The following is an 8,901-nucleotide window of genomic DNA, read 5'->3' as shown; positions in this document are numbered from 1 at the left end:
GTGTCGGGGGGGTGTGGAACACCTCGGTGGCCGGCTCGGGCGAAGTGGCGATGACCTGGGTCTCCTTCGCGTCGAAGCCCGGCGCGGTAAAGCGGCGTTCCCGCGGCAGGTCCGCGTCCGCCGATCCCGGGTTGTGCTCCGGGTCGGATGTGGAGATCACCACGGTCTCGGTTTCGGCGTCGTCGGGGATCAGCGGCTGGCCCTCGGTGCCTGCGGCGCCTTCATTGCCGGCCGACTGGCCCCCGGTTTCGGTGTCGCCGCGGTCGGGTTCGGGTGCGTTGGGCATAAGCGCTGTTGTCCTCCCGCTATCGAGTGGGTAGTTCGGAGCTTAGCGATTCGACCCCCGATTCGCCTGATCGCCGAGGTGGGGCGGGGTGCTTGGAAAATGACCACCGGCGCGATGAGGGCGGATGCGCAAAGTTGCAGAATAGGGGTCATGACGCCGATGGGTGATCTTCTGGGACCTGATCCGATCCTGCTTCCCGGCGACGGTGACGCCGAGGCCGAGCTGCTTGCCGGAGAAAACCCGGGTATCGTCGCCGCCGCACATCCGTCGGCGTCGGTGGCCTGGGCGGCGCTGGCCGAGGAGGCGCTCGGCGACGACAAGGCCATCACCGCCTACGCCTACGCCCGTACCGGCTACCACCGGGGCCTGGACCAGTTGCGCCGCAACGGCTGGAAGGGCTTCGGTCCGGTGCCATATGCACACCAGCCCAATCGAGGCTTTCTGCGCTGCGTGGCGGCGCTGGCGCGAGCCGCCGACGCCATTGGGGAAACCGACGAGTACGACCGGTGCCTGGACCTGCTGGACGACTGCGACCCCGCGGCGCGCCCGGCGCTGGGCCTCTGACCGGGTTGGTCAACGCAGGTCGTCGATGACGTAACTGTCTGGGCTTCACGCAGCGGCCGGATCAGGCGATCGGTCATGGTTACAGGTTGGCAGCGCAGTGTCCGGCATCCTCGGGAAGCTCTACCTGAACGGTGGCGTGCTTCAGCCCCCGGGCGTAGAGCAGCGCGCGCGCGTCCCGCAGCACGGTGGTCAATTCGCCGCCGCTGGTCAGGTGTGCGGTGACCATGTCCTTGCCCGGCGAAAGTGTCCACACGTGCAGGTCATGCACGTCCGTCACACCGTCCACGGAGCCCAGCGCCGACCGAAGCTCGGCCACGTCGATGTGGCTGGGTGACGACTCGGAAAGGATGCGCAATGCCGCGCGGGCCAGCGACAGCGCCCTCGGCGCTACCCACGATGCGACCAGCACGGCGACCACCACGTCGGCATAGGGCCAGCGCGTCGTGACGGTGACCACGCCGGCGATCAACACGCCGAAGCTGCCGACGGTATCGGCCACGACTTCCATGTAGGCGCCCTTGACCGCAAGACTGCCCTCGGAATGGGACCGCAGCAGCATCGCCACGACGAAGTTTGCGACCAGGCCCGCCAGCGCCACCACGATCATCGGCATCCCGGGCACCGCGGGAGCCTCGCGAAGCCGGTCCACCGCTTCGTAGAGGATGAACAGCGCGACCCCAATCAGCAGCACCGCGTTGGCTACCGCGGTGAACACCTCGGCTCGATGCCAGCCGTAGGTGCGATCCGGTGACGAGCTGCCGCGCCTGGCGAGCACGACGGCGGCCAGCCCCATGAACACGGCGACGACGTCGGTGAGCATGTGTCCGGCGTCGGCCAGCAGCGCGATCGAGTTGATCAGCAGCGCCGTGGTCAGTTCCACCACGAAGAACGCCGCCAGGATGGCCGCGGCGATGACCATCCGGGGGATCATCCGAGAGGCGCTCGCCGCTGTAGTCGTGTGACTGTGATTGTGACCGGCACCCATAGCCATCAATATATGCACACTCATGCATATATCGCAACGGGTTAGATCCAGCGGCCCCAGAAGCGGGTCAGCGAATTGCCGGCCCCCGCGAGCACGTGCGGCACACCGGAGAAGTCAAAGAGCCAGCCCACCAGCCCGAACAGCCACTGGTTCAACACCGGCGCCAGCAGCACGAACAGCAGGATGAAGATGCCGAACTGTTTGGCCGGCGCCAGCGCCCGCTGCGTCTCCGGACTCAGGTGCGGCTCCAAAGCGTCGTAACCGTCCAGGCCCGGGATCGGCAGCAGGTTCAGCACCAGCGCCATGATCTGCAAGAAGCCCAGGAACGCCACCCCGGCCCACAGCACCCAGTGGTGCTCGTCGTAGAGCAACCGGGTTGCGGTCAGCAGCAGGATCGCCAGCGCCAGATTGGCCGCCGGCCCGGCCAGGCTGACCAGACTGCGACGGGTCGGCGTCATAAACCAGGTCCGCAGGTAGACCGCCGCGCCCGGCAGGCCGATGCCACCCAACGCGATGAACACCATCGGCAGCAGCAGCGACATGGCCGGATGGCTGTAGCGCCGCGGGTCCAGCGTCAGGTAGCCGCGCACCGCGGCGTCGTGGTCGCCGAATCGCCAGGCGGTGAACGCATGTCCGAACTCGTGCAGGCACAGCGAGACCAACCAGCCGGCGATCACGAAGATGAACACCCCGGCATAAGCCAACGGCCGCACACTGGCCCCGGCCAGCCACGCCAGCGCCCCGCCCATGGCCGTCAGTGCGACCAGGCCCAGAAATATCGGGCTGGGTCGCACCGACTCGTGCAGGCCCGTCTCTTTCACCGGTCGAAAACTACCGGACGAGCAGCCAGCCTTCGACGTGGCGGTAGAACGCGGATCTTCGCACCGATCGGGGTGCCGCGACACCGTCGCGCACCACGCGGGCACCGGTGGTGCCCAGCTGAGCGGCGCGTCCGCTGACCCAGCGGCGCCACGGTCCGGTGTCCAGGGCGGCCCGCAGGCCCGGCAGCTCTGGGGACGGCTCGATCAACACCCCGGCGACATCGCCGTCGAACAACACGGTGTCGTCGACCACCGCCTCGCCGTGGATCAACTGCGCCGGATCAACAGGTCGCCAACGGGCGCGGCCGACGATCACCGTCCCGGTCTCGTCCCGGATCAGCGGCACCCGATGCGCCGTTCCCCGCCGCGCCCGCCGCGCCGCACGGCGCCCGGCCGGCAACCGGTACACCCGGCAGGCCCTGGTGCGCCGCCGCGGCGCGTAGCCGACCTCGATGTCGAGCCGGTCGACGCGCAGCAGCCGGGTCAGCACGCCGGCAAGGTCGGCGTCATCGCCGACCACGACGAGCCGCCGGCAGGCGCGCACTGCGGTGTCGACGTCGTCGGGTCGATGCGTCGGCAGGCCGGTCAACGTGGCAGGCACCGGCCGATCACCGAACACCAATACCGCGGTGCTGGGCGGTTTCGCCCCGTTATGCATGGTTCCTCGCAAACCGCTGGGTAGGGTAAGTCACCGGCTGGACCACAATAGGCGGGCACAACCCGCGAGAGCAGGTGGGAGCGCGTCATGCCGGCAATCGTCTTGATCGGCGCCCAGTGGGGCGACGAGGGCAAGGGTAAAGCCACCGATCTGCTCGGGGGGCGGGTGCAGTGGGTGGTGCGTTACCAGGGCGGCAACAATGCCGGGCACACGGTCGTGCTGCCGACCGGCGAGAACTTCGCGTTGCACCTCATCCCGTCGGGCGTGCTGACCCCCGGCGTCACCAACGTCATCGGCAACGGCGTGGTGATCGACCCCGGGGTCCTGCTTGACGAGCTGCACGGCCTGGAAGAGCGCGGGGTCGACACCTCCAAGCTGCTGATCTCGGCCGACGCGCATCTGCTCATGCCCTACCACGTGGCCATCGACAAGGTGACCGAGCGCTACATGGGCAGCAAGAAGATCGGCACCACCGGCCGCGGCATCGGCCCCTGCTACCAGGACAAGGTGGCCCGCATGGGGATCCGGGTCGCCGATGTGCTCAACCCCGAGCAGCTGGCCCACAAGGTCCAGGCCGCACTCGAGTTCAAGAACCAGGTGCTGGTCAAGATCTACAACCGCAAGGCCCTGGAGCCGGAGCAGGTGGTCGAGTCGCTGCTGGAGCAGGCCGACGGCTTCCGCCATCGCATCGCCGACACCCGGCTACTGCTCAACAATGCGCTCGATGCCGGCCAAACGGTGTTGCTGGAAGGCTCCCAGGGCACGCTGCTCGACGTCGACCACGGCACCTACCCCTATGTGACCTCGTCGAACCCGACCGCGGGCGGGGCGGCCGTGGGCTCGGGCATCGGCCCCACCCGAATTCGGACGGTACTGGGCATCCTCAAGGCCTACACCACCCGGGTGGGTTCGGGTCCGTTCCCCACCGAGCTATTCGACGAGAACGGTGAATACCTGTCCAAGACTGGCGGCGAATTCGGGGTGACCACCGGCCGGCGCCGGCGCTGTGGCTGGTTCGACGCCGTCGTCGCGCGCTACGCCACCCGGGTCAACGGCATCACCGACTTCTTCCTGACCAAACTCGACGTGCTGTCCAGCCTGGAAACGGTGCCGGTGTGTGTCGGCTATCGGATCGACGGAAAGCACACCGACGAGATGCCGATGACCCAGAGCGATCTGTGCCGTGCCGAGCCGGTCTACCAGGAGCTGCCGGGATGGTGGGAAGACATCTCCGCCGCGCGCGACTTCGACGACCTGCCCGCCAAGGCCCGTGACTACGTGCTGCGCCTGGAAGAGCTTGCCGGAGCACCGGTTTCGTGCATCGGTGTGGGTCCCGGCCGGGATCAGACCGTCGTACGCCGCGACGTCCTGGCGGCCCGCCCGTGACGCACTATTCCTCGCTGGGTTCAGACGGATGCCCCGAAGAAGAAGATCCCGAATACCAGCACCACGGCGGCTTTCCGGAATACGGTCCGGCCAGCCCCGGCGCGGGCTTCCGCCGTTTCGTGACGACGATGCGCCGGTTGCAGGACCTGGCGGTGTCGGCAGACCCGGGTGACGACGTGTGGGACGAGGCCGCCGCGCGCGCCGCCGCGCTAGTCGAGCTGCTGGGCCCGTTCCAGGCGGAGGAAGGAAAGGGGCCGGCCGGGCGAACCCCCGATCTGCCCGGCATGGGCAGCCTGTTGCTGCCGCCGTGGACGTTGACCCGCTACCGGCCCGACGGTGTGGAAATGACGGGTTCGTTCAGCCGGTTTCATGTCGGCGGCAACCACGCGGTGCACGGTGGCGTGCTGCCGTTGCTGTTCGACCACATGTTCGGCATGGTGTCGCATGCGGCCGGGCGGCCGATCAGCCGGACGGCCTTCCTGCACGTCGACTACCGCAAGATCACCCCGATCGATACGCCGCTGGTCATCCGGGGACGAGTGACGCGTACCGAGGGCCGCAAGGCGTTCGTGTCCGCGGAATTGGTCGACGCGCGCGATTCCGGCGAGGCGACGTTGGCCGAGGGCACCGGCCTGATGGTGCGGCTGCTTCCCGGCCAGCCCTAGGGAGCTACTGGCTTTGGCTGGGGTTGGGAGGCACCACGATGATGGTCGCCCCCGGGATCGCCGCCAGCGTCGCGGCCAGGTTGGCTACCACGCCGGGCGGTAAACCGGACGGCAAGCCCGGGATGTTCGTGCCGGCGGCCGCCGGGATCGAGGGCGCGTTCGCCGCTGGTCTGCTGGCCGCCGCGGCCCCGCCGCCCGCTGCCGGTGCGGCCGCGGCCGGGGTCGACGAGGAGGCGCTGCCCCGGGCCGCCAGGCCCGCCAGGCTGGTCCCGGCCAAACCCGCCGCCGCCATGCCGGCATACCCGTCGTCCGAACTACCTGTCATGAACATCGGTGTGGTGCCGGGGAACATCGCAGCGACTTGGCGCACTGCCGGGGGAAGCATCCAGCCCTGTGGCACCGAAAGCCCGCCGATACTGGCCGAGTAGCCGGACAGCGCGGTGACCGGCGGCTGGGGCGGGGTGAATACCCGCCCCGGCAGTGGGACGGGGTTGGTCCTTCCGCGGCTGGGGCCAAGGACATCAGGCGAGCCGCCGTCGGCACCGTCGTCGGCTCCCTTGGCGCCCGGATCCTTCTCCCATTCGTCGACCTCGTCGTGGCGATAGATTTCGATCAGCTGCGCCGCCTGCAGCCCCCAGCTGCCGGCCGCGACGATCACCGCTGCGGCCACCAGCAGATCGAGCTCGCCCAGCGGCGTCGGCAATCCGACCGACTGGGCCGTTGGCAACGCGGCGGTCGTCAATGCCGCGGCCGGGGCGGCCGTGATCGCCGTCTGGGCGCCGGTGGCGTCGGCCGCAGGTTCGATCCCGGTCGTGGTTTGCGGCGGGGCGGTAAACGGCGGCAACTCCGATGCGGCCGCCGAGCTGCCGGCGTAACCGTCCATGGCGACGATGTCCTGAGCCCACATTTCGCTGTAATCGGCTTCACTGGCGGCGATCGCCGGCGTGTTCTGTCCGAAGATGTTCGTCCGCGCCAGCGAGATCATGGTGCCGCGGTTGGCCGCGATCTCCCCCGGGGGCACCGTCGCCGCATACGCGGATTCGTAGGCGTTGGCCGCGGCGATGGCCTGAGCCGCGGCCTGCTCGGCCTGAGCGGCAGTAGCCCTCATCCACGCCACGTAGGGAGCAGCCGCGGCCGCCATGGACAGCGCCGAGGGGCCTTGCCACTCCTCACCGGCGAGCCCGGAAATCACCGCCGAGTAGGACGCGGCCGTCGCATTGAGCTCGTTGGCCAGCCGCCCCCAGGCCGTCGCCGCGTGCAGCAGTGGAGCTGCACCGGGTCCGGCGTACATCCTGGCGGAATTGATTTCCGGCGGCAGCGCCGCAAAGTCCATTCCGATGGTTCCCGGGGTCATCGGCGCGCTCCTCCAGGGTCCGCGGCGCCGGCGTTGGTCGCCCCGCCGGCCGCATCCACGGCCGGCTGTGTCATCACGAAAGGCATGGACTTTCTCCTTGACGGAATTGCGCGGTCCGCGAAGGGCCTTCTATTTCGGATGGCGCGAGTGACCGCCCGCCGCTCTCCGGACCCACGTGCTCATGGGCCAGGCAAACACCGGGCTGTGAGCAGGGTTACACAAAAACTCGACAAATGAGCGCAGAAGCGCCTTTCTCTTATCGAGCCCACGGTTACGGCGGGTAATTGCGTTGCCGCGGGTCCCGCTGGTGCCGCCGGGTTCGGTGCCCGCGCCAGCGCCCCTATCCTTGAGCCTTGGGCAGCAGGACCACTACCGATGGAGAGGGTGAGCTGGTGACTGACGGCTTGACCGAGGGACGGGATGAGCTCACCGGTAAGGACGAACGGCCGGCCGCAAGCGACGGCGCGGCTCGGGACGACGCGACGACGGCCCTGGAGGTGTCGCCCGCCGCAACCGGTCAGCCGGCTGCGGCCGAGCCCGATGGCAGGCCGCGGGTGTTGTTGCTGGGCTCTGGCGAGCCGAGCCGGGAGCTGACAGTTGCGTTACAAGGCTTCGGCGCAGAGGTGATCGCTGCCGACGAACGCCCCGATGCGCCCGCGCACCGCGTCGCCGACCAGGCGCTGGTCGTCTCCATGACCGATGCCGACGAGCTGGGGGCCCTCTTCGCCCGGCTGCATCCGGACTTCGTGGTGACGCTCACCGATGCGGTCAGCGCCGACGCGCTCGATGCTCTCCAAGCCGGCCAAGCCCGGCAGCCTCCGGCTGACGGTTGGCACACCGAGCTGGTGCCCAGCGCCCGCAGTGTCCGGCTGACCCGTGACCGGGAAGGCCTGCGCAAGCTGGCCGCCGACGAACTCGGCCTGCCTACCGCGCCGTTCTGGTTCGTCGGATCGCTTGCCGAACTGCAGGCGGTGGCCGCTCACGCCGGCTACCCGCTGATGGTCAAACCCGTCGCCAAGGTGAGCGGGCGGGAGCGATCGGTGGTCCGCGGGTCCGACGAGATCGAGCGCGCCTGGCGCCTCGCGGCCGGCGATGAGGTCGCGGGCGCACACCCCAGGGTGTGGGCCGAGACGGTGGTCGATATCCAGGTGCTGGTCACCCTGATCGTGGTGTGCACCGACGGGCCGGCGGGACCGGAAATCACCTTCTGCGCGCCGGTCGGTTATCGCGGCGCAGACGACCGAGGTGATCGGGACCTGGAATCCTGGCAACCGCAACAGCTGAGTACCGCCGCACACGACGCGGCCAGGTCGATAGCCGCCCGCATCGTGAAGGCGCTCGGCGGACGGGGTGTCTTCGGCGTCGAATTGATGGTCAACGGCGACGAGGTGTACTTCGCCGACGTCACCGCGTGGCCGGGCGACAGCGCCTGGGTGACCCTGCGCAGCCAGCGGCTTTCCGCCTTCGAGCTGCAGGCCCGGGCGGTCATGGGCCTTGGGGTGGACACCTTGATGGTGTCGCCGGGCGCTGCCCGGGTGATCGGGCCGGGCCGGGCCGCTGCCGGCGTGGCACCCAGTGCCGAGACGCTGACGGCCGCGCTGAGCGTCCCGGAAAGCGATGTCCGGGTGTTTACCAGTGCGCACGCCGGGGTGCCACGCAGGCTCGGTGTGGCGCTGGCTACCGCGCCCGACGTGGGGACCGCGCGCGGCCGCGCCCGAGACGTCGCCGATCGGCTCAGTATGCGAGACTCGGGCAAGTGAGCTACGCGGGAGATTTAACGCCACTCGAAGCATGGAAAATGCTCAGCGACCACCCTGAGGCTGTGTTGGTGGACGTGCGGATCGCCGCCGAGTGGCATTTCGTCGGTGTACCCGACCTGTCCAGCCTTGGCCGCGACGTCGTCTACATTGAGTGGAACACCGTCGACGGAGCGCGCAACCCGAACTTCGTCGCCGAATTACAGGATGTGATCGCGCCCGCGGAAGGTTCGGGCGAACGGCCGGTCGTTTTCCTATGCCGCTCCGGTCATCGCTCCATTGGCGCCGCCGAAGCCGCAACCCGCGCCGGGATCACGCCGGCCTACAACGTGCTGGACGGCTTCGAAGGGCACCTCGACGCCGAGGGTCATCGTGGTGTAGTCGGTTGGCGGGCAATCGGATTGCCCTGGAGGCAGGGGTGATCC

The 8,901-nt window shown here is 69.1% G+C and carries 9 protein-coding genes and 1 pseudogene; 5 read left to right on the top strand and 5 right to left on the bottom strand.

All coding sequences use genetic code 11. The annotated features are described in order from the left end of the window. Window positions 1-286: pseudogene (locus BST40_RS19530) on the bottom strand (Rv0361 family membrane protein); the annotation flags it as partial. Window positions 287-436: 150 nt separating this feature from the next. Between BST40_RS19530 and BST40_RS19525 the strand changes: the two are divergent. Next, window positions 437-850 carry a DUF3151 domain-containing protein gene (locus BST40_RS19525; protein ID WP_083155208.1) on the top strand — a complete coding sequence of 138 codons (414 nt, stop codon included), beginning with the start codon at window positions 437-439 and terminating at the stop codon, window positions 848-850. A gap of 79 nt (window positions 851-929) precedes the next feature. On the opposite strand, the gene BST40_RS19520 is transcribed toward BST40_RS19525, so the two are convergent. Genes BST40_RS19520 through BST40_RS19510 form a run of 3 tightly spaced genes read right to left on the bottom strand, consistent with a single transcriptional unit; the run spans window position 930 to window position 3,314 of the window. Further along, window positions 930-1,835, bottom strand: a complete 906-nt coding sequence (locus BST40_RS19520; protein WP_075546316.1) for a cation diffusion facilitator family transporter — start codon at window positions 1,833-1,835, stop codon at window positions 930-932. Between the two features lie 41 nt (window positions 1,836-1,876). Then, window positions 1,877-2,656: a site-2 protease family protein gene (locus BST40_RS19515; RefSeq protein WP_075546315.1), complete on the bottom strand. Its 780-nt coding sequence runs from the start codon at window positions 2,654-2,656 to the stop codon at window positions 1,877-1,879. Between the two features lie 10 nt (window positions 2,657-2,666). Beyond that, a complete protein-coding gene (locus BST40_RS19510) occupies window positions 2,667-3,314 on the bottom strand; it encodes a peptidase M50 (RefSeq protein ID WP_083155205.1) in 648 nt (215 codons plus the stop codon). An 87-nt stretch (window positions 3,315-3,401) separates the two neighbouring features. Here BST40_RS19510 and BST40_RS19505 point away from each other — a divergent pair, with 87 nt between their 5' ends. Both BST40_RS19505 and BST40_RS19500 read left to right on the top strand, forming a co-directional pair. After that, on the top strand, window positions 3,402-4,700 hold the full coding sequence (locus BST40_RS19505; RefSeq protein WP_075546313.1) for an adenylosuccinate synthase: 1,299 nt from the start codon (window positions 3,402-3,404) through the stop codon (window positions 4,698-4,700). Between the two features lie 14 nt (window positions 4,701-4,714). Beyond that, window positions 4,715-5,365: a PaaI family thioesterase gene (locus BST40_RS19500; RefSeq protein ID WP_089025230.1), complete on the top strand. Its 651-nt coding sequence runs from the start codon at window positions 4,715-4,717 to the stop codon at window positions 5,363-5,365. 4 nt (window positions 5,366-5,369) lie between these two features. Here BST40_RS19500 and BST40_RS19495 read toward each other — a convergent pair whose 3' ends face one another. Continuing rightward, window positions 5,370-6,698 (bottom strand): PPE family protein, encoded by a 1,329-nt coding sequence (locus BST40_RS19495; RefSeq protein WP_075546330.1) that lies wholly within the window; start codon window positions 6,696-6,698, stop codon window positions 5,370-5,372. A gap of 413 nt (window positions 6,699-7,111) precedes the next feature. On the opposite strand from BST40_RS19495, the gene purT reads away from it, so the two are divergent. Together purT and BST40_RS19485 are read left to right on the top strand one after the other, a co-directional pair. Then, window positions 7,112-8,479: a formate-dependent phosphoribosylglycinamide formyltransferase gene (purT, locus tag BST40_RS19490; RefSeq protein ID WP_083155203.1), complete on the top strand. Its 1,368-nt coding sequence runs from the start codon at window positions 7,112-7,114 to the stop codon at window positions 8,477-8,479. Further along, window positions 8,476-8,898 (top strand): rhodanese-like domain-containing protein, encoded by a 423-nt coding sequence (locus BST40_RS19485; RefSeq protein ID WP_083155200.1) that lies wholly within the window; start codon window positions 8,476-8,478, stop codon window positions 8,896-8,898. The genes purT and BST40_RS19485 overlap by 4 nt, the downstream gene beginning before the upstream one ends. The last annotated feature ends 3 nt before the right edge of the window (window positions 8,899-8,901 follow it).

Source organism: Mycobacterium persicum (assembly GCF_002086675.1).
Taxonomy (GTDB): Bacteria; Actinomycetota; Actinomycetes; order Mycobacteriales; family Mycobacteriaceae; genus Mycobacterium; species Mycobacterium persicum.
Note: the sequence above shows the minus strand (reverse complement) of the source record. Positions and strands in the feature narration are given on the sequence as shown.

Excerpts from the sequence above, each read along its gene's own strand:
- BST40_RS19525 (WP_083155208.1), top strand. The coding sequence starts at position 437 with ATGACGCCGATGGGTGATCTTCTGGGACCTGATCCGATCCTGCTTCCC.
- BST40_RS19520 (WP_075546316.1), bottom strand. The coding sequence starts at position 1,835 with ATGGGTGCCGGTCACAATCACAGTCACACGACTACAGCGGCGAGCGCC.
- BST40_RS19510 (WP_083155205.1), bottom strand. The coding sequence starts at position 3,314 with ATGCATAACGGGGCGAAACCGCCCAGCACCGCGGTATTGGTGTTCGGT.
- BST40_RS19505 (WP_075546313.1), top strand. The coding sequence starts at position 3,402 with ATGCCGGCAATCGTCTTGATCGGCGCCCAGTGGGGCGACGAGGGCAAG.
- BST40_RS19495 (WP_075546330.1), bottom strand. The coding sequence starts at position 6,698 with ATGGACTTTGCGGCGCTGCCGCCGGAAATCAATTCCGCCAGGATGTAC.